This window comes from Cupriavidus consociatus, from assembly GCF_017814975.1.
Classification (GTDB): domain Bacteria; phylum Pseudomonadota; class Gammaproteobacteria; order Burkholderiales; family Burkholderiaceae; genus Cupriavidus; species Cupriavidus consociatus.
On record NZ_JAGIQA010000025.1, the window covers coordinates 108,749 to 128,628 of the forward strand.

Below are 19,880 nucleotides of genomic sequence, written 5' to 3' on the forward strand. Positions count from 1 at the left end.
AGAACTCTACTCGATCGCATGTCGGTTAGCGGCTGGGAGCAACCCTCCTTGACAAAGGTAATAGCATTACCTATTGTTTTTAGTACATCTATGCAAGCTACTAAAAAATGAACAGGAGACGGACATGCTTGAAAAGAACAATTTTCCGCCGGTGGAGGTTGAGTTGGTGCATGAGGGGGCGGACGGGGCAATCGTCTTGCGCGCCACCACGCCCGAACGTCGCCGGTTTATGACGTTGAGGGAAATGCTGTCGTACCAAGTAGGAGTGCGACCCGACGCGGTCTTCCTGAAGGAGAGAAGTCTCGATGGCTGGCGCGAAGTGCGCTACGGAGAGGCGGCGGCAATCGTGACCACATTGGGTCACGCGTTAGCATTGCTTGGGCTTTCGGCGGAGCGTCCTCTTGTCATCCTCTCCGGCAACAGCATCAATCACGCATTACTGTCCCTTGCGGCAATGTCGATTGGCGCTCCCGCCGCGCCAATCTCTATGGCTTACTCCCAGTTCGATGATCTCTCGCGGCTGAGTACGATTCTGGAGACGGTGACGCCGGGGTTGGTGTATGCGGACGACGGACACGCCTACCGGCGAGCGCTTGATGTCGCTGCGCAGTTCGGCTACTCGACCTTTGTGTCCACTGGTGCAGCGGCAGGGGAATTGACGCTCGACGCTCTCATGTCGAAAGGACAGTCTGGAGTGGCGACCGCGATCCGGCAGGAAGTCGGGCCGCAGACGATCGCAAAGATTCTATTTACGTCGGGTTCAACAGGAAGTCCGAAGGGCGTTGCAGTAACCCAGGAAATGATGTGCTCAAACCAGGATGCGATGGCGCAAGTGTGGCCGTTGCTCGAGGACGAGCCACCAGTCATTGTCGACTGGCTACCGTGGAACCACATTTTTGGTGGCTCGCTGGTTTTCAACTGCGTACTTCGCAATGGCGGGACCCTTGTCATTGATGATGGCAGGCCTTTGCCAGGTCAGATGCAACGGTCAGTTGAAGCACTGCGAAGCCATCCGCCGCACTTCTATCTGGGTGTCCCCAAGGCATTGAACGAGCTGGTACGCGAGTTCGAGCGTGACCCGTCGTTTGAGAAAGTCTTCTTCAGCCGGATGAAGGCGATGTTCTCAGCTGGCGCAGCGCTCTCCGAGCCAACTTGGCATGCTCTTCGTGCGGCGTGCCTACGCGCCACGGGACAAGAACTTCCCTTGTTCATTGGATGGGGGGCGACCGAGACGGCGCCGGTTGTCAGCATTACGCGGGTGGATTGCAACTGTCAGGACTCTATCGGTCTGCCTCTGCCTGGCGCAGAAATCCTGCTCGTTCCGAACCAGGATAAGCAAGAGTTGCGTGTCCGAGGACCGATGGTCATGCCCGGATACTGGCGTATGCCGGAGGCGACCGGCAAGGCATTCGACTCTGACGGCTTTTACATCATTGGAGATGCTGGCTATCTCGACCCGGAGTCATGGAGACGCGATGGCATCCGGTTCGACGGCCGCGTCGCCGAGAACTTCAAGCTGTCCAACGGTACGTGGGTCAATGCTGCGCAGCTGCGTCTGGCCGTCCTTGCAAGCACTGCGCCTCTGTTCGACGAGTGCGTGGTGACTGGTCATGACCGTGATGAGCTCGGTGTCCTTTTGTTCCCAAACCTGGCAGCTTGCCGAGATGCAACGGGAATGGAGCAAGCAACCTTGCGGGATTTGGTTGGACATGACGTTCTGCATGCTGCAGTAACGCGTGCAATAGACACGCTCTGTGCCAATGCAGGCGCCTCCACGAGAGTGACGCGAGCCATTGTGCTCGACTGCTCGCCTTCGATCGAGGCCGGCGAGATGACGGATAAGGGATACCTCAACCAGCGGGCTGCGCTTAAGCGTCGCGCTAATGAGGTAGAGGCGCTGTACACAAATCCGCGCCCCTCCCACGTCATCGTTGGCAGTGCGCGGCAAGCCGCGGAGCGCAAATAGGCCCAGTTATCTAAAACAGCATAAGAGGAACAAGACTATGAAGGACGTATTCATTGTAAGCGGCGCCCGCACCGCCATCGGCACGTTCGGCGGCAGCCTCAAGGGCTTGTCACCTACGAAACTCGGCGCAATCGTCGTCCGCGAAGCGGCACGGCGTGCTGGCGTCGAGCTCTGTGAGATCGACCATTCCGTCTTCGGCACCGTCATTCCCACCGAGGCAGCCGACCTGTTCCTCGGTAGAACCGTTGCCATCGAGGCGGGTGCTCCGGACACTACGCTTGGGCTGACGCTCAATCGGTTGTGCGGGTCTGGCGCCCAAGCTATCGTGACAGCCGCACAGCAAATCCAGCTAGGCGAGTCCGGTATCGCAGTTGCCGGCGGTGCGGAGTCTATGAGCCGCGCTCCGTACGCCGTCGAGGGAATGCGCTACGGGCAGCGTATGGGCGATGGCAGGCTGTATGACTGGCTGACCAATACGTTGTCCGACCCCTTCGGCCACGGTCACATGGGCTGCACAGCCGAAAACGTCGCCGAAAAGTTTGGCATCAGCCGCGAGCGCCAGGACACCTATGCGCTAGAGAGCCATAGCCGTGCTGCGCGCGCTATCGAAGCCGGACGCTTTGCCGAGCAAATCGTTCCAGTCACTCTGAAGACGCGCAAAGGCGTGGAACTGTTCGCCACCGATGAGCACGTGCGAGCGGACACGAGCTTGGATGGCCTTGCCAAGCTGCGACCCGCGTTCCGGGAAGGCGGCACGGTAACCGCAGGAAACGCTTCCGGCATCAATGACGGCGCTGCGGCAGTGCTGCTGGCAAGCGGCGACGAGGTCGATCGAAAGAAGTTGACACCCATCGGGCGGATTGTTTCGTGGGGACTCGCCGGCGTGCCTCCGGAGATTATGGGCGTCGGCCCCGTACACGCTGTTCCCGTCGCGCTGAAGCGTGCCAATCTGACGATCGCCGACATCGATGTCATTGAGTCTAACGAGGCATTCGCTGCTCAGGCAATCTCGGTTATCGATGGGTTGGGGCTTGATACGGCCAAGGTCAATCCAAACGGCGGAGCGATTGCTTTGGGCCATCCGTTGGGTGCGACCGGCACGATCCTGACTGTGAAGACACTGTACGAACTCAAGCGTATCGAAGGGCGCTATGGCCTTATCACCATGTGCATTGGCGGCGGCCAGGGTATCGCGCTGATCGTCGAACGTTTGAACTGATACGACCATGCTAACAAAAACACGAACCAAGCTCTTGAAGGCCGCGGTCATCGGGGCAGGCAATATGGGTGCGGGCATCGCAGCCCATCTGGCAAATGCCGGCGTTCCGGTACTTCTTCTCGATATCGTGACAGACCCTAACGCCAGAAATGCAGTAGCCGAACGCGCATTGCAGCGCCAGTTGGCCGGCGGTGGCTTCATGCGGAAAGAGCTTGCGGACCTCGTCACGGTAGGCAATATCGAAGACCACCTGAAGAATATCGGTGACGCGGACTGGATTGTGGAAGCCGTCGTGGAGGACCCTGAGGTCAAGCGAGACCTCTACCGTCGCATTGACGAGGTACGTAAGCCGGGCTCAGTCGTTTCCTCGAACACGTCCACCATCCCTCTTGCACAGCTAACGGAATCGCTGCCAGCCAGCTTTGCCTCCGACTTTGCAATCACCCATTTCTTCAACCCGCCTCGGGCAATGAAGCTGATGGAACTCGTCGCGAGCAGCGATGCCAGGGAGGGACTGACTGCCGATATCGCCGACATCTGTGATCGGCTGCTTGGAAAGACGGTGATTGAGTGTCGCGATACCCCTGGCTTCATTGCCAACCGCATCGGAAACTTCTGGATGTCGGTTGCGACGCTTGAAGCGATGCGGTGCGGGCTGGGTGTCGAGGAGGCCGATGCGGTTATGAGTGCGCCGTTCGGCATCCCTCGCACCGGCATCTTCGGATTGTTTGACTACGTAGGAGTGAACCTTGTGCCGTTGGTGTGGGGAAGCTTCATGCGTACGCTTGATGCCCACGACGCGCACCGTCGCTATGACCTCACTGCTGACGCGTTTATCCATCGAATGCTGGAGCGTGGGCAAACCGGCCGCATTGCGGGCCAAGGGTTCTACCGCACACACCTGGTTGATGGCGTGCGATCGCGCCAAGTGATTGACTTCGTCATTGGAAGCTACAGAGGGTTGAGAAACATCGACTTCGTTAGCCTAAGAGAGGCAAAGGGCGACCTGCGAAAATTATGCGAAGGGTCGGATACAGCCGCCAACTACGCATGGCGGGTATTGTCGGAACTGGTTTGCTATGCAAGCGAAGTTGGTCCAGAAATCGCCGCTGACGTCGGCGCAATCGATACCGCGATGCGGCTTGGCTACAACTGGCGATACGGACCATTCGAGCTGGCTGACCGCGTGGGGTTGTCATGGTTAACAAAGCGTCTCGTAGCGGAAGGCAGGGCAGTTCCTCGCTTGCTCGCAATGGCAACCGACCGTGGAGGCTTCTACCAGAGCGGTAAGTTGCTCAATACTAAAGGGACACTCATCGCTCCCACCCGTGCCGAAGGTATCGGGACACTGGCGGACCTCAAGACGTCGGCCTCACCAGTGTACGGCAACAAGGCAGCGTCCCTGTGGGACATCGGTGACGGCGTGCTGGCCATTGAGGTGCATACCAAGATGAATGCCGGCAACCTTGATGTGCTTGATGTGCTTGAGGCAGTGCCGAGCGTGGTGCAGTCTGGATTCCGCTCGCTTGTCATCGGTAACGACCATCCACGAGCTTTCTCTGCCGGTGCGGACATCGGTCATTTTGTAGACTTGATTCGGCGCCGAAACTGGGCGGGGCTCGAGGAGTTCGTCGTACGAGGCCAGAATGCGCTTCGGGCCGTGCTGCATGGGCCATTTCCTGTCGTGGCAGCGCCATTTGGCTTAGCGCTGGGAGGCGGCTGTGAGATGCAACTGCATGCGAACTACGTTGTGGCGCATGCCGAGCTGAATGCCGGTTTGCCTGAACTACGCGTCGGGATTGTCCCCGGATGGGGTGGATGCACGCGACTGTTGGAGCGCTTCACAGAAGAGTACACCGCGGACTCAGTCCGGGCTGCAAAGCGGACATTGGAAGCCATTTTGGCAGCAGTGCCGTCGACGTCTGCATTGGACGCAGCTTCCATGGGGCTCTTATGTAAGCAGGACGCAATCTGCATGAACCGTGATCGGCTAATGATGGAAGCAAAGGAAAGAGCAGTCGTTGCCTCCGGAGAATACATCCCCGCGGCGAATGCACGCATACCAGTCGCTGGAAGGGAAGCGGCAGGCAGTTTGCTCTCGGCCATTGACGAGGCGGTTGAGGCTGGTCAGCAATCCGAACATGACGCACGCGTAGCGCGAGAGCTGGTTCGCATCGTCACCGGCGGGGATGTCACCCATGGGACGCTCCTGTCGGACCTGGACATCCTGGTGCTTGAGCGAGAGGCCATTCTCGCTCTGGGTGAAGCGCCGAATACCCTCGCACGGATGGAACACATGCTGAATACAGGAAAGCCTCTCTTGAACTGATTCCGCGAGTGGGAGCGTGTTGCCCCAAAACCGGAATGTTTTTGCGTCACTATTGTCGGAGTGCAAGCATGCAGTACAGACCGCCGATTCGGGATATTCGGTTCATCATTGAGAAGGTTCTTAAGGCTCCCGAGCTGTGGGCCGTCTGCCCTGCGTTCGCAGACTTCGACATGTCACTGGTTGGGCAGCTTATCGACGAGGCGGGAAGGTTTGCAGAGGAACTGCTGGCCCCGACCAACGCTGCCGGCGATAGGGAAGGCTGCAGGCTGGTCGATGGCAATGTCCAGACGCCCACGGGCTTTGCCAGCGCCTATAGGGAGTTCGTCGCTGCGGGTTGGCCGACTCTAGGGTGTGCGCAGGAGCATGGAGGTCAGGGACTACCTCAATTAGTCCAGACAGCTATTTACGAGATGCTGTTGTCGGCCAATCATGCTTGGTCGATGTACCCTGGGCTTCTAAAAGGGGCTTACGACGTAATCGCCGCACACGGGTCGGACGCACTGCGACAGCACTATCTACCGCGGTTGGTAAGCGGGGAATGGCTGGCAGCAATGGCGCTGACGGAGCCCCAGGCCGGTAGCGACCTGGCACAGGTCAAAACTAAAGCTCGGCCGCAGCCAGATGGCTCCTATGAGCTTGATGGCAGCAAGGTGTTCATCTCGGGGGGCGATCACGATTTGACGGACAACATCGTGCATCTCGTCGTTTGCCGGGTGAATGGCGCGCCGGAGGGCATCAAAGGGCTTTCGCTAATGCTTGTTCCGAAGCTCCTGCCCGACGGCGGGCGGAACGGCATTTGCTGCGAAGCGCTCGAAGAGAAGATGGGCATCCACGGTAGTGCAACATGCTCGATTCGCTACGAGGCAGCGAAAGGGTGGTTGATTGGCGAGCCTGATCAGGGCATGGCTGCTATGTTCATCATGATGAATTCGGCCAGGCTGCACGTGGCAATGCACGGCCTTGGCCACCTGGAGTATGCACGGCAGACCGCCCTGCGATACGCGGCAGCCCGTCGGCAAAGGAACGCGCCAGGACGGCAATCTAAAGCAGCTGGAGGCGACCCCATCGCATGCCATCCGGCCATACGGCGCATGCTAATGACCATTCAGGCGCGCACGGATGCGGTACGCGTGCTGGCATACCAAACCGCGATGATTCTCGATGAGGCTCGCCACGGGCCGGTAAGTGTAAGGGATGAGGCTGCAGCAAGGGTTGCAATCTTCACGCCCATCGTCAAGACGTTGCTGACCGAGTTCGCATTTCAAGGAACTAGCGACGCACTGCAGGTACTGGGCGGTTACGGCTATGTCCGGGAATACGGCATCGAGCAGCATTTGCGTGACTCCCGCATTGCCATGATTTGTGAAGGCACGAACGAGATTCAGGCGATTGACTTGGTGCAGAGGAAGGTGCTGCGAGACAACGGAAGCGCGTTGAATGCGCTGCTGGAGTCGGTGCTAGAGGATGTGAAGGCCTGCCCTGAGGGCCTCGCCGGTATTGCATACGCGGTGAGACGGCAAGTGGCGAATGCCTACCTGGCGACCACGACAATAATCGCGCGCGCAAAAGCCGACGCCGAGTACCCCTACCGAGTCGCCGACGACTATCTCCGAGCTCTAGGCTACGTTCTGCTGAGCTGGGCATGGCTACGACTGGCACGTGCGGCCGGTGAGGAAGCTGACCTTGCCTATGGTCGCGAGAAGATGGGAATGGTCGAGTTTGCATTGGACTGGCTCTTGCCGGACAGCGTCGCGCACTGGGAGCGCGTGATGAACGACCAAGCCCGGTTGCCGGAGGCCCCCATGGCGTAACGACGGGTGGCGTGGGGTGCGGGGAGTGTCAACGCAGTGATTCATAACAAGACGAAGGAGACAATAATATGTTGAAGACGAAGAGGGTGAGTCCCAAAGCTTGCTTGACGAGCATGGCCATGCTGGCAGTACTCGGAACTGCGTCCGGGGAGGCTTTCGCGCAAGCCAACGCGTACAGCGGTGGAGTGGTCAAGATCGCGGTGCTTACGGACATGAATGGAATTTACTCAGACTCGGGCGGCCAGGGGTCCATCACCGCGGCGCGTATGGCCATCGAGGACTACGGTGGCAAGGTGAAGGGAGTGCCCGTTCAGCTCGTCACAGCCGACCATCAGAACAAGGCTGACTTCGGAGCCACAAAGGCTCGGGAATGGTTTGACGTCGATGGCGTCGACATGGTGACCGACATCATCACCTCTTCAGTGGCGTTGGCCGTTGCGCGCGTGGCGGACCAGAAGAAGCGCATCAATATTAACGTTGGCGCAGGCTCGACTCGACTGACAAACGAGGAGTGCTCGCCTTACACCGTGCACTACGCATATGACACCTATGCGCTTGCCAACGGGACGGCAAGGTCGGTGGTGAAGAACGGCGGAAAGACTTGGTACTTCCTCACGGCCGACTATGTATTCGGGACAGCTCTCGAGTCCGATGCCGCAGACGTTGTGCGTGCTAGCGGAGGCAAGGTCCTCGGTTCTGTGAAGCACCCGCTGAATGCCTCGGATTTCAGCTCATTTCTGGTGCAAGCGCAGGCATCCAAGGCTAACGTCATTGGCTTGGCGAACGCCGGGACCGACATGATGAATGCCATCAAAGGCGCTCGCGAGTTCAGGCTCGGAGCGTCGGGGCAGAAGCTGGCCGGGTTGCTAGTCAACATCAATGATGTCCATCACATGGGCCTGGAAGCTGCCCAAGGTATGTTTCTCACGGAAGGCTTTTATTGGGACCGGAACGAGGAGAGTCGCCAGTTCAGCAAGCGCTTTTTTTCCAAGGCAAAAACGATGCCGAACATGATTCATGCCGGCATATATTCGGCGGTTACGAACTATCTCAAGGCGGTCGATTCGGTTGGAACCGACAACGCGGACGTGGTCATGAAGGCAATGAAGTCCAGAGAAATCAATGACTTCTACGCGACGCATGGCAAGATTCGCCAGGATGGCAGAATGATTCATGACATGTATCTCGTCGAGGTCAAGAAGCCATCAGATTCGAAATACCCGTGGGATTACTACTTCGTTCGCGAAACGATTCCGGCAGCTGTCGCTTTCAAGCCGCTGTCTGAGTCAAAATGCTCCTTTATTCAAAAGAGCTAGTGATTGCGACAGTGGCGGGCCGTCCCATCCGGTCGGCCAAGCCGCGCTCATGCGTCCCCGGCAAGTCGCCAGAGTTCGGCCAAGAGGGCGTCCGTACCGCTGTTCAGTCGTGCGGCTACCCGCCTTTGATGCTCGGCGAATCGCGACTTCAAAGTCTCTAGGAGGGAGGCACCTTCTGCCGTTAGATAGATTTTCCGCGCCCGGCCATCGGTTGCGGATCGAACGCGCGTAGCGAGGCCTCGCTTCTCGAGCTGGTCGATGACGGGAACGATGCGGGGGCGCTCAACGCCAAGCGCCTCCGCTATTGTCGATTGAAGTGCGCCAGGATTGTCTGCGACGAGTGAAAGCACCGAAAACTGGGTTGGGCTAATCTGGTACTTTCCAATTGCTTCTTGCAGGTCGTCGAACACAGCCATTTGCGCCCGACGTATTGCGTAACCGATGGTGCCCCGGAGATAGGTCATGTCCAGGCTTCCGCCACTTATTTCCGACAAGTCGCTTTCATAGTTGCCTGATTTTGCGGCTTTGGTCTTGGCATTGCGCATGTGAAAGTTGTGTCGCCGTACTTCGGAGAATGGTAACACCGCAGCATTTGTTGCAGTGTTGTGGCGATAAGGGCACTTACCTGTAGAGGTTGAGGAGGCGTGCCATGTAAACCACCGAGGGCTTTTACGGCTTTGTCCGCACATTAGGTCTATGCCGTTACCTCCATTTCCCTTTGACCGAAGGCCAGCCAACGTGACCTATCCGACCTGCTTTATGGCCTCAGGAGCAGCTTGCAAAAGCGAACTATAATTGTGAAAGTGAGGGTGGCATTGGGCCGCACGGCAGGTCAACAGAAGCGGTTGCAGGAGGTTCATGGAACAAGCGAAACCAGGGAAGCCCGGCGAGAGCGAGCATAAATCGGGAGACAGGAAATTTGCATCCACGGAGCGGTACTCGTCGGTTGCACGGACTGTCGAGATTCTTTCTGACGCTTGGGGGTTCTTAGTTCTACGGGAGTGTTTCTTCGGCGTCCGTAGGTTCGAGCAATTTCAGTCGTTGCTCCAAGTCCCACGCACAACGCTCGTGCAGCGACTCACAAAGCTCACTGAACTTGGCATTCTGCGGAAGGTACCTGTCGGCGGTCGACATGAGTATCGATTCACGGACAAGGGGCGGGACCTTTACCCGACGATGCTTTCCTTGCTTGCGTTTGGCGACAAGTGGCTTGCCGGCGGGGAGCCACCGCCGCTGCAACTATTCCACACCACCTGTGGTTCGGCGTGTTCGCCACGCATCGCATGTTCTCATTGCAATGACGACATCGACGCCCGGCGCGTGCGTTATCGGGACGGACCGGGTGCCGGCGTGGAAGTTCGGACTGAAGCCAGAAAGCGCTCGCGGCGTACGTCGGATCCCGGCGTGTTGCAGCGTGTCCGTCCGTGCTCCGTGGCGCGGACACTGCAAATCATCGGCGATCGGTGGTCGTTTCTTGTGATTCGGGAATTTTTTTACGGGGTTCGCCGCTTCGATGAGTTTCAGTCCCGGTTAGGGATTGCTACAAATATTCTCGCGGACCGACTCCAGCGGTTGACCGAGGAGGGCGTTATCAACAAGCGACAGTATCAGGAACGCCCAGCTCGTTTTGAATACATGATGACCGAGATGGGGCTAGACCTCTATGGCTCGATGCTGGTGATGATGCATTGGGGGGACAAATGGCTCTCCGGAGGCAAGCCACCGCTGACGCTCCGCCACAGCAAGTGCGACCACGATTTCCATGCGGTGGCGGTCTGTAACCATTGCGGCAAGGAACTTGACCCGCGGGATGTCTCGTATAGTCTGCGCTATGACCTCGAAGGTGCTGCCCAAGCTGCAGCCTGAGGTCCGAAAATCGCCGACCCTGCTGTAATACGGCAATTCGAAGCGGCTGCGAGTGATAGGAGGGGCCTTGCTGTCAGGTGGTCCTCCGGGGAGCAGGCCTGGAGGTGGCTTGCACGCGACGGGGGCCTCAGAATTGCAGTTGCTCAAGACTACAATCACAGCGCACAAACACGGCCAATACTTCGTCATCGTCATTGATCGTGTCGCTGCTATCTCGCGGAGAATATCCACGGTGACTAATGAAGGAGTCGGACGATGAAAGCCCTGCAGGTACATCACTACGACGGCGGCGATGCCATCCAGCTCGATGAGATCAATCGCCCAGAACCAATGCACGGCGAAGTCCGTGTACGTGTCGAAGCTAGCGGCATCTCCTTCGTGGACATGCTGATTGCCCGGGGTGGCTATCAAATCAGGCTCGCGCCCCCATTTATCCCCGGTTCGGAGTTCAGTGGGATTGTCGACGCCGTGGGTCCGGGTGCGACGACAGATCTAAAGGTCGGTGATCACGTGTGTGGCACCGGTCGCGGGGTATGGGCCCAATACCTCTGTCTTGCCGCCAACCAGTTACACCCGATACCCAACAGCTCGGACATGGTGGAGGCCGCAGCGCTCCCGGTCTCCTTCGGTACGGCACTTTACGCGTTGCGCGAGCGCGGGCACCTCATTCCGGGAGAGACACTTCTGGTGTTAGGCGCTGCCGGTGGTGTTGGATATGCGGCGGTCCAGATGGGCAAAGCGCTCGGCGCTCGCGTCATTGCCCTCGCCTCCACGGCAGAGAAGCGAAGGACATTGCAGGCTGCAGGCGCTGATGAAGTTGTAGACAGCGGAGTTGACTGGAAGGACGTGGTGAAGTCGCTGTCTGGGCGACGCGGCGTTGACGTAGTATTCGACCCCGTTGGCAATAGCACAACGGACACGGCATTCCGCACGCTTGGCTGGGGTGGGCGTCACTTGATGGTCGGCTTCGCCGGCGGTGAGATTCCCTTGTTGAAAGCCAATCTCACCATAGTTAAGGGGGCATCCCTGGTCGGAGTCGACTACCGGCAGTTTGGAGAGCGCAACCCTGGACATCGGATTCGCTTGGAGCGCGAGGTCCTCGCGATGTGGCGCGACGGTAAGTTAAAGCCACTGGTCGCACAAACGGTCCCGTTGGACCACTTCGATATGGCATTAAAGCACGCCCAGAACCGAGCGACAGTCGGACGTGTCGTTCTTGCGATCGGATAGCCACGTTGAACGGCCAGGCGAGCGGCCTAGCTCAAGGCGTCTGACAGCGCGGCTTTGCATATCAAAATGCGCTCGCTACAGGCTAATATGGAAGCCGCCGTTGACGCCGATGTGCTGGCCTGTGATATAGCTCGATCCATCGGAGAGAAGGAAGCACACACTTTTGACGACCTCTTGTGGCGTCGACCAGCGGCCTAGGGGAATTTGCGCCAGCACGTTGTCACGGAACTTCTCTCCCCGAACAACTTCGGTCATTGGTGTCTCGACCACGCCGAAACATACGGAATTGGCTCGGATATTGTAGCGCCCCCACTCGCGCGCTGCAGTCATGGTCATGCCGAGGAGACCAGCCTTAGCAGCAGCATAGTTGATCTGACCGATTGAGCCCTTGCGGCCGGCATCGGATGAGATATTGACCAATGCTCCACCAGTCTTATCCCCTCCTTTTGCACGTTCCAGCATGTGCTGGCCAACTGCCCGGGTCCAGTAGAACGATCCGGTCAGGTGGACATCAATCACGTCTTGCCACTCCTGATCGGTCATCTTTTCGATCATCGCAGGGCGGATGATGCCGGCATTGTTGACCAGACCATGCACAGCACCAAAGCGGATCGCAGCTTCAGTAACGGCGCGCGCGGCCAGAGCAGAATCGGCCACATTACCTGCCACTGCCATGACGCGGTCTGCGTTCAACGGTGCCAAAGCTGCATCAAGCGCTTCATCGTTCAGATCGACGGCAACAACATTGCCACCCAACTCGACACAAAGCTCAACAATTGCCTTGCCGATGCCTCGAGCTGCACCGGTGACGACGATAGTACGGCCCTCAAGGGAAATGATTTGCGACATAATTAACTCCTCTCTGATTTGGTTAAGTAATTATTTGGCACGCCGCGAGCGCCAATGCCTGAAGTAACGCGCCGGATGGTGGGGCGTTCGTCGCGATCACGGTAGCGCTTGGCGAGAACCCGTGATCGACTAACCGAACATCCATCGATACTGAGATACTGGCTTTATCACGATCAACGCGTTCGAGTGCGGCTGTGCAGCGATGCAAGGGCTCTTGATTGGCCTGACTTCGATTGGCAGTCGGCGCTGCGCCGAAACAGCCGATCAACCTTGTGGCCAGCACCAACCAGCGTTGAGCCATTACGAGACCACCATCAGATTTTCCGGGCTACGTCTTTCCAGAATGGTTCCCGCAATCTACGCTTGAAAATTTTTCCGCTGTCCTCGCGGGGTAGCGAGGCATGAAAATCAATGCGCTTCGGTACCTTGTACTTTGCCAGGTGGGATTCCAAGTACTGTTGAATATCCCGCACAGACAGTTTCGAGCCTGGCACGAGTTCAACTGCTGCTGCCAATGACTCCCCAAAATCTTCATCTGGAATACCGAAGACGGCACAGTCTTGAACGCCAGGGCACTGCGTAAGAACCATCTCGATCTCGGCGGGGTAGATGTTTGTCCCGCCGGAGATCACCATGTCCGATCGCCGGTCACACAGGTACAGACGTCCATTCCTCAAATAGCCCACATCGCCCACGCTGATCAGACCGTCTTTCTCGGCACTCATTCTCTTCTCGGCGTGATTCAGGTAGGTGAAATCAGCATATGCGGGCACGCGCATATAGATTTCTCCCGGTTCGCCCTCCGGCGCTGGCTTCCCATCCTCGCCATAGAATGCGATACGAGTCCCCGGCGTTGGCACGCCAACTGAACCTGGGTGCTCCAGCCAATCCTGAGGGGTAGCCAGCGTAGCTGTGCCAACTTCAGTGCCACCATACGTTTCATAGATGATGGGTCCCCACCATTCCATCAGCGCTTGCTTGACCTCTTTCGGACAAGGAGCGCCGGTGTGCGTGACCCAACGTAGCGAACTGACGTCGTAGCGCTCGCGCACTTCTTTTGGCAACTTAAGGATTCGGACGAACATCGTTGGCACCATTACGGCATTCGTAATCCGGTGCTTCTCAATTAGAGCCAGCGTTTCCTCAGCGTCGAACTTGGACTGGAGTACCAACTCTTCTGCCACCATGAAAGCCTGCCGTCCGTATCCGTTTGGTGCTGAGTGATAGAGCGGTCCGGTAACCAAGGCGCGGACCCCGGGGGTGACCCCGTAGACACGCTCGATCAATTGCACGTGCGCCTGAGTTTGCTCGGGCGTTGCCGGGTCGCGCTTGACGCCCTTGGGATGCCCGGTGGAGCCCGATGTATAGATGATTGTCCCCCTGGCACGCTTCGGCGGCGCGCTCCACGGCTCGAATGCCTTGCACCAATCTGGCCAAGATGTTTCGCCGACAACAGGTCGTGCAGCATCGTCGGCAATTCCGTAGCGCGCTGCCACTTCCGGTGGCGTGGGCACAACGAGTACTTGGATGCCGGGGGGTATATGGGCCCTTAGCGGTGCTAGCAGGTCCGCATGCGCAACCAACACCCTAGGCTTTGCGTCGTTAAGAACATAGCAAACTTCTTCGATCTTGCCGTGCCAATTGATAGGAACAGAGTACGCCCCAATTGCGGCCGCCGCGTGCTGGACCTCAAAGAACGCGAAGTCATTGCGCAGCAACAACGCCACCGTTTCGCCCTCCCGGATACCCATTTGGTCGAAGCCCGTTGCTGCCCGCAGACTCTGCAGTAGCACATCGTCGCGCGGGATGCCGCGGCCATCTAGATAAATCATTGCTTGGTTCATGTAATTGTCTCGCTCCGGAAGTCTTTTATCTCTTCACGCGTGGGCTAATGACGCCAGCTTTGCCGTGTGCGTGTCGCCATCGCCGAACAATTGGTCCAGCACGTGGATCCGGCGCAGGTAGTGCCCGACGGCATACTCCTCAGTCATTCCAATGCCACCATGCAGTTGGATCGCCCCGTGGGCCACGGCACGAGCATGCCGTGCCACCGAGTACTTCGCGCGATGCAGATCGAGCTTCGCGCTCTCGTCTGCAGGATCGTCGACGGCAACGGCAGCTGCAATAGCCATGCTCTTCGCAAGCTCCAAACTTACAAGCATCTCGGCGGCGCGATGACGTAGTGCCTGGTTTTCGCCAATAACTCGTCCAAACTGCTTGCGGGTGTTCAAGTACTCGATGGTCAGCGTGAGGGCAGCCTGGGAGGCACCAACCATTTCCGCACACACGGCCGCGATGCCCAAAGCTTGGGTTCCTTCAATGGCAGAATCTGCTCGCTTGCAGTCCATAGGGTCCGTGAGCGGTACCGCTTCCGCATACTGCAAGGAGATGTCAGTGGCGGAGGTATCATCGACAAGTCTGTAGTGCCGGGAATCAACGCCCTCTCCGTTGGCATCCACCAGAAAGAGCGCGCAACCAACCTCCTCATCGGGCGCCCCTCGAATGCGTGCGCTCACGATGAGTTGGTCGGCAAAGATGGCGCCGATGACGCTGGCCTTGTTACCGTTGATCCGCCACTGCTTTCCCGTGTTGGTCGCCGTCGACTCGATCCACAAGGCTGAGTGACGACCAGCCCTCTCGTTGTGGGCCCACGCCAGACGCCTCTTGCCCGTCGCAACCTGTGGCAGAACTTCGGCGCAAGTAGCGTTGTCGGCGGTCAGCCGCAATGCCGCCGCAGCCAACACATTTGACGCGAGGAGCGGCTCCAACGAGAGCGCTGCGCCAAGTTCCTGCATCACAGGAAGCAAGTCACGCGCCCCACCTCCGAATCCTCCGAATGCTTCCGGCACCAGGAGCGCCGTCAGGCCTAGTTCAGCGAATTTTTCCCATGTGTGCTCGTCGTGCCCCGTCGTTGACTCGGCATAGACTCTCCGCTTCTCGAACGTGTATTGCTTGGCCAGTAGCCGGCGTAGGCTTTCCTGCAGTGCACGTTGTTCGTCGTTTAATTCAAAATTCATTCTCTCTCCTTATCCGACAAGGGCCCTGGCAAGAATGTCCTTCTGCACCTCATTGGTCCCACCGTAAATACTCGTTGCGCGCGAATAGAAGTAGCGCGGCGTGAGAGGTCCGTGTGTCGTGTCTTCGGCGTCCCTGCGTTCTAGCCCATCAATACCTGCCAAGCGAGCCAAGAGCGCATTGATCTCCTGCTGCAACTCCACCCCCTTGAGTTTCAGCACGGAGGGGAAAGAAGGGAGTTCCTGTTGCGCGCTCGGAGTCAGCAGAAAGCGCCAGTTAGTCACTTCCAAGGCCCGGATCTCTGCATCTAATCCGGCCAGCTCACTGCGCAACTTAGGATCGTCGATTAGACGATCTCCCGCCTGCCACGTTAGCGTCGCCACCTCGCGCGCTCTGTCCAAGCGCTCGCGGCACAGGCCGATGTTTGCAATCCCGGCGCGCTCGTTGCTCAACAAAAACTTGGCGCAGTCCCAACCCTTGTCTTCCTCGCCCACCAAGTTGGCGAGCGGTACGCTGACTTCCTCGAAGAAGACCTCATTGAGGTGGTGCTCGCCATCAATCGAATAGATGGGGCGAATGGTGATGCCCGGCGATTTCAAGTCGATAAGCAGGAAGGAGATCCCCTCCTGTTTTCTTGCCTCCGGATTGGTCCGAACGAGTGCGAATATCCAGTCCGCCCAGTGGGCTGTTGTTGTCCAAATCTTCTGGCCATTTACTACGAATTTGTCACCCTCAAGTCTCGCCGTTGTGCGAAGGGAGGCCAGATCGGAACCAGCCCCTGGCTCGGAGAATCCCTGGCAGAACCAAAGGTCGAGGCTGGCGAGTTTCGGAAGAAAGTATTCGCATTGCTGCGCCGTGCCGAATTTCATTAGCAGTGGGCCCAGCATCATCACATTGAATACTTGTGGCAGCGGTGCCGGCGCACGATACAACTCATCGAGGAGGATCAGACGCTCAAGCTGCCCAAGCTCCGCGCCTCCGAATTTTCGCGGCCAGTGCGGCGCAGCCCAGCCCCGCTCATTGAGGATGCGCTGCCAGATCACGGTGTCCTCTTTGCGTGGTGGGTGGCCAGCGCGCAAGCGAGCTCGGATGTCGGCTGGCAACCGCTCGGCAATAAATGCGCGCACTTCAGTGCGGAAGGCCTTCTGTTCGGGCGACAACTGAAAATTCATTCTATTGGTCTTCCTTTGTACATGTCGCGAATATGCCCGCCTGCAACTACGGGCGCTGGCGCACGTTGGAGCGGTGCCGGCAAACTCGGCTGCCTGCCTTTCATTTCAGTGGAATGGTGATTTCACTAGACGCGCTTTCTATCCCCGCTTGCACGGCAGGCGCAGAGGCGGCAACGCTGCGTCAGTCCAGGTGGATATTCGACGCCGCAATGATGTCCTTCCAGAACCTTTCGTCGGTCTTCACCGTTTTGGCGAATGAAGCGGGCGTCCCACCGACGAGGACGTAGCCGATTTCGGCCATGCGCGCGCGGATGGCGGGCACCACCATCAGGTTGTTCACGTCGGCGCTGACCTTATCGATAATGGATGCCGGCGTGCCAGCGGGGGCAAGCAATCCAAACCAGCCCTGCCGCTCCAGTCCAGCATATCCCTGTTCCTTGAAAGTCGGCACGCCCGGCAGGAGGGGCGAGCGGCTCACGCCGCTGACGGCTATGGTACGCAGCCGGCCAGCGTGCTGCTTGGCGTTGGCCGGACCGATGATGCCGATTTGCACCTGGCCACCGAGCATGTCGTTGACCAGCGGCGCTTCGCCCTTATAGGGCACGTGGACGAGAGGCACCTCGTTGGAGCGGCCGAAGGACTCCATCAGCAAATGTCCGGTACCGCCTACGGCGTAGGTGCCGTAGGGTAGCGGCTGGCCTTGTTTCTTCGCGTATTCGATCAGGCTCTTGATGTCGACAACGGGGAGGTCCTTATGTACGACCCACGCTAGGTTAAGCGTAGCCAACTCAGTGATCGGGGCGAAGTCGCGCTGCGCGTTATAGGGCGCTTTACCGAAGAGCGCCGGTGCCATAACCAGGTTGGTCAAGGTGGCCAGTAAGGTGTAGCCGTCGGGGGCGGCCTTGGCCACTGCGTCGGCGCCGATCATGCCGCCAGCGCCCGGACGGTTGTCCACCAAGACCGGTTTGCCCCAAGCTCTGGACAGGCCATCGGCCAGCACGCGGAATGCCACGTCACTGGAGCCACCTGCCGAAAATGGCAATACAACTCGGACCGCGTGCGTTGGATAGGCGCTATCCTGCGCAAAGGCCGTACCAAGCCCGATACCGCAAAAGGGGCTCGTCGCTAGTCCGAGTCCGAGGTGCTGCAATACGCGACGCCTGCTCTGATTCATGTTTCAGTCCCCTTTATCATGCCAGCAACGGACATACATTGGTTGTTACTCTCTGAATTCTCTCGTGGCTTTCTGACGCAGAAAAAACGGATTACTCTGGCATTTTTAGTAGAATTTTTCCTACTTGCTTGCCCGCATCAAGATAATGATGTGCTTGCGCTGCGTCATGAAGATCAAATACACGGTCGACGACCGGATTAATTAATTTGTTTTCTATCAATGGCCAGATATGAGCATGAACTTGTCTGGCTAAGTCGGCTTTGTACTCATTCGACCGGGATCTTAGCGTCGAACCCATTAGCTTGAGCCGTTTGTGCATCATCGCACGGATGTCGATACTGCCATTTTTGCCACCAAGGGTAGCAATAAATACGATGCGACCACCCTCGGCCAGGACACTAAGCTCGCGGGCAACATAGTCTCCACCAACCATGTCGAGAACCACATCAATTCCGCCTGGAATGGTATCTTTGATGACCGTCTCAAATTGGGAAGAGTGGTAGTCGATTGCTTCTGCACCTAATGCTTCACAAGCCGAGCATCGACTAGCTCCACCGGCCGTCACGAACACGCGGTGTCCCAGCGCGCGCGCCATTTGAATCGCCATAGTACCGATGCCGCTCGCTCCACCGTGTACGAGCAGCACTTCCCCTGGCTGCAGTCGTGCTTGGTTCCAAACAGTGTCATAGACAGTGAAGATCGTCTCGGGGAAGCACGCGGCATCGACAAGTGAGATACCTGCGGGCACGGGAAGACACAGCCCTTCCGGTGCGACGCAGTGAGTTGAATATCCACCGCCCGGCAGCAATGCGCACACACTGTCTCCGACTGCATACTGCGTAACATCTTCACCGACTTCCAAAACTGTTCCAGAAACTTCGAGGCCTGGCAAATCGCTGGCGCCGGTAGGCGGTGGATAATTTCCCTGCCTTTGCACGGAATCACCGCGGTTGACTCCTGCTGCTGCGACTTTTATCAAGACTTCTTTTGCACCAGGGGTAGGTCGATTCCGTGTTACTTTTCGAATAACCTCAGGGCCGCCAAATTCAGATATCTCCACACACTCCATCGTCAGATTCATTTTATTCTCCATATAAATAGAGATGCCCGTCTCATTGAGACCATCATGGAGCAGGCTCTCATCCACATTTTCGGCCCTAATGCGTTCCACTTATCCTTGACGGCAGTAGCTGTCAGTTGCGGCGTATCTATCTGAGCGACATTGAATGATGAGGATAGGATCTGCATGGCCGCGTGCAGCGGCGTGATGCGTTTCGGGTTCCGATGAACCATAACGACCCTGAGCTCGACCGGTGCAGCCCGCCGCTAGTGAATCAATGTGGCGTGGCTCATAGCTGGGGCGATGGCAGCGAGGAAAGGCGGCGTTTAAGCCGCAGATTTCAATGCGAGGTCCGTCAATGCAGGCGAGCGCATGCTGGGCTCCCCAGGAAATCTGTTTCATGGCTTGTTGTCTCCAGATTCGATTCGACTATCGCTGGGTGAGCAAGACTGGTGCGTGCGCGGCCAGCCAGGTGTCACTTCCGATCAGTGGCCCTTATAGATGAACCTTTGGTGTGATTTTTGGTCTCTTTGTTTTAGTTTAGCGACAGAAAAAAGGATAAGCCAGAACGTAAACGCGTATTAATGGATTACCATGATATGAAAATGAGACAGGAATCTTAATTTCATAAGCCTATTTCAGCAACGAAGGAAAAGTACCGACAGGGCACGCAGGGGATTGAGGCGGAGCGTTCTGCTCCTGTTGCGGATCATCCTCACCAGAACTTTGCGGGCATCGGCGTCGCGGGATGGCGTTCCAAGGTCCACGTCAGTATGAACAGAGGGGGGGTGCTGCCCAATCCATCCAAGTTAAGCCGCCAATAAAATCGCAATTTGCCCCGCGAACCCTTGACTTGTGACGAGGTTCGAGGGG

14 protein-coding genes are annotated in these 19,880 nt (G+C 57.8%); 7 read left to right on the top strand and 7 right to left on the bottom strand.

All coding sequences use genetic code 11. The features are described 5' to 3' along the window. Positions 1-124: 124 nt before the first annotated feature. The 5 genes from J8I82_RS28135 (at position 125) to J8I82_RS28155 (ending at position 8,641) form a co-directional block, all read left to right on the top strand. A complete protein-coding gene (locus tag J8I82_RS28135; protein WP_209762162.1) occupies positions 125-1,966 on the top strand; it encodes an AMP-binding protein in 1,842 nt (613 codons plus the stop codon). A gap of 37 nt (positions 1,967-2,003) precedes the next feature. Beyond that, entirely contained in the window at positions 2,004-3,185 is a 1,182-nt protein-coding gene (bktB, locus tag J8I82_RS28140) for a beta-ketothiolase BktB (protein ID WP_209762164.1), read from the top strand. 7 nt (positions 3,186-3,192) lie between these two features. Further along, positions 3,193-5,514 (top strand): 3-hydroxyacyl-CoA dehydrogenase/enoyl-CoA hydratase family protein, encoded by a 2,322-nt coding sequence (locus J8I82_RS28145; RefSeq protein WP_209762166.1) that lies wholly within the window; start codon positions 3,193-3,195, stop codon positions 5,512-5,514. A gap of 68 nt (positions 5,515-5,582) precedes the next feature. Continuing rightward, positions 5,583-7,325: an acyl-CoA dehydrogenase family protein gene (locus tag J8I82_RS28150; RefSeq protein WP_209762188.1), complete on the top strand. Its 1,743-nt coding sequence runs from the start codon at positions 5,583-5,585 to the stop codon at positions 7,323-7,325. 119 nt (positions 7,326-7,444) lie between these two features. Then, on the top strand, positions 7,445-8,641 hold the full coding sequence (locus J8I82_RS28155) for an ABC transporter substrate-binding protein (protein WP_245180186.1): 1,197 nt from the start codon (positions 7,445-7,447) through the stop codon (positions 8,639-8,641). A 47-nt stretch (positions 8,642-8,688) separates the two neighbouring features. Here J8I82_RS28155 and J8I82_RS28160 read toward each other — a convergent pair whose 3' ends face one another. Beyond that, complete coding sequence (locus J8I82_RS28160) at positions 8,689-9,186, bottom strand: MarR family winged helix-turn-helix transcriptional regulator (RefSeq protein WP_209762191.1); 498 nt, start codon at positions 9,184-9,186, stop codon at positions 8,689-8,691. Between the two features lie 313 nt (positions 9,187-9,499). Here J8I82_RS28160 and J8I82_RS28165 point away from each other — a divergent pair, with 313 nt between their 5' ends. Together J8I82_RS28165 and J8I82_RS28170 are read left to right on the top strand one after the other, a co-directional pair. Next, entirely contained in the window at positions 9,500-10,507 is a 1,008-nt protein-coding gene (locus J8I82_RS28165; RefSeq protein ID WP_209762194.1) for a winged helix-turn-helix transcriptional regulator, read from the top strand. Positions 10,508-10,762: 255 nt separating this feature from the next. Beyond that, positions 10,763-11,737 (top strand): NADPH:quinone oxidoreductase family protein, encoded by a 975-nt coding sequence (locus J8I82_RS28170; protein WP_209762197.1) that lies wholly within the window; start codon positions 10,763-10,765, stop codon positions 11,735-11,737. Between the two features lie 75 nt (positions 11,738-11,812). On the opposite strand, the gene J8I82_RS28175 is transcribed toward J8I82_RS28170, so the two are convergent. The 6 genes from J8I82_RS28175 to J8I82_RS28200 all read right to left on the bottom strand — a co-directional run bounded on the left by J8I82_RS28175 (position 11,813) and on the right by J8I82_RS28200 (position 19,016). Then, on the bottom strand, positions 11,813-12,586 hold the full coding sequence (locus J8I82_RS28175) for an SDR family NAD(P)-dependent oxidoreductase (protein WP_209762200.1): 774 nt from the start codon (positions 12,584-12,586) through the stop codon (positions 11,813-11,815). A gap of 314 nt (positions 12,587-12,900) precedes the next feature. Beyond that, a complete protein-coding gene (locus tag J8I82_RS28180; protein ID WP_209762203.1) occupies positions 12,901-14,430 on the bottom strand; it encodes an acyl-CoA synthetase in 1,530 nt (509 codons plus the stop codon). Positions 14,431-14,463: 33 nt separating this feature from the next. Further along, complete coding sequence (locus J8I82_RS28185) at positions 14,464-15,603, bottom strand: acyl-CoA dehydrogenase family protein (protein ID WP_209762206.1); 1,140 nt, start codon at positions 15,601-15,603, stop codon at positions 14,464-14,466. Positions 15,604-15,612: 9 nt separating this feature from the next. Continuing rightward, entirely contained in the window at positions 15,613-16,773 is a 1,161-nt protein-coding gene (locus J8I82_RS28190; RefSeq protein WP_209762209.1) for an acyl-CoA dehydrogenase family protein, read from the bottom strand. Between the two features lie 181 nt (positions 16,774-16,954). Continuing rightward, positions 16,955-17,947 (bottom strand): Bug family tripartite tricarboxylate transporter substrate binding protein, encoded by a 993-nt coding sequence (locus J8I82_RS28195; RefSeq protein ID WP_209762212.1) that lies wholly within the window; start codon positions 17,945-17,947, stop codon positions 16,955-16,957. Positions 17,948-18,038: 91 nt separating this feature from the next. Continuing rightward, positions 18,039-19,016 (bottom strand): NAD(P)H-quinone oxidoreductase, encoded by a 978-nt coding sequence (locus J8I82_RS28200; protein WP_209762241.1) that lies wholly within the window; start codon positions 19,014-19,016, stop codon positions 18,039-18,041. Positions 19,017-19,880 lie beyond the last annotated feature (864 nt).

Bases quoted from the DNA above. Each gene is read 5' to 3' on its own strand.
- J8I82_RS28135 (WP_209762162.1), top strand. From the start codon at position 125: ATGCTTGAAAAGAACAATTTTCCGCCGGTGGAGGTTGAGTTGGTGCAT.
- bktB (WP_209762164.1), top strand. From the start codon at position 2,004: ATGAAGGACGTATTCATTGTAAGCGGCGCCCGCACCGCCATCGGCACG.
- J8I82_RS28145 (WP_209762166.1), top strand. From the start codon at position 3,193: ATGCTAACAAAAACACGAACCAAGCTCTTGAAGGCCGCGGTCATCGGG.
- J8I82_RS28150 (WP_209762188.1), top strand. From the start codon at position 5,583: ATGCAGTACAGACCGCCGATTCGGGATATTCGGTTCATCATTGAGAAG.
- J8I82_RS28155 (WP_245180186.1), top strand. From the start codon at position 7,445: ATGCTGGCAGTACTCGGAACTGCGTCCGGGGAGGCTTTCGCGCAAGCC.
- J8I82_RS28160 (WP_209762191.1), bottom strand. From the start codon at position 9,186: ATGCGCAATGCCAAGACCAAAGCCGCAAAATCAGGCAACTATGAAAGC.
- J8I82_RS28165 (WP_209762194.1), top strand. From the start codon at position 9,500: ATGGAACAAGCGAAACCAGGGAAGCCCGGCGAGAGCGAGCATAAATCG.
- J8I82_RS28170 (WP_209762197.1), top strand. From the start codon at position 10,763: ATGAAAGCCCTGCAGGTACATCACTACGACGGCGGCGATGCCATCCAG.
- J8I82_RS28175 (WP_209762200.1), bottom strand. From the start codon at position 12,586: ATGTCGCAAATCATTTCCCTTGAGGGCCGTACTATCGTCGTCACCGGT.
- J8I82_RS28180 (WP_209762203.1), bottom strand. From the start codon at position 14,430: ATGAACCAAGCAATGATTTATCTAGATGGCCGCGGCATCCCGCGCGAC.
- J8I82_RS28185 (WP_209762206.1), bottom strand. From the start codon at position 15,603: ATGAATTTTGAATTAAACGACGAACAACGTGCACTGCAGGAAAGCCTA.
- J8I82_RS28190 (WP_209762209.1), bottom strand. From the start codon at position 16,773: ATGAATTTTCAGTTGTCGCCCGAACAGAAGGCCTTCCGCACTGAAGTG.
- J8I82_RS28195 (WP_209762212.1), bottom strand. From the start codon at position 17,947: ATGAATCAGAGCAGGCGTCGCGTATTGCAGCACCTCGGACTCGGACTA.
- J8I82_RS28200 (WP_209762241.1), bottom strand. From the start codon at position 19,016: ATGGAGTGTGTGGAGATATCTGAATTTGGCGGCCCTGAGGTTATTCGA.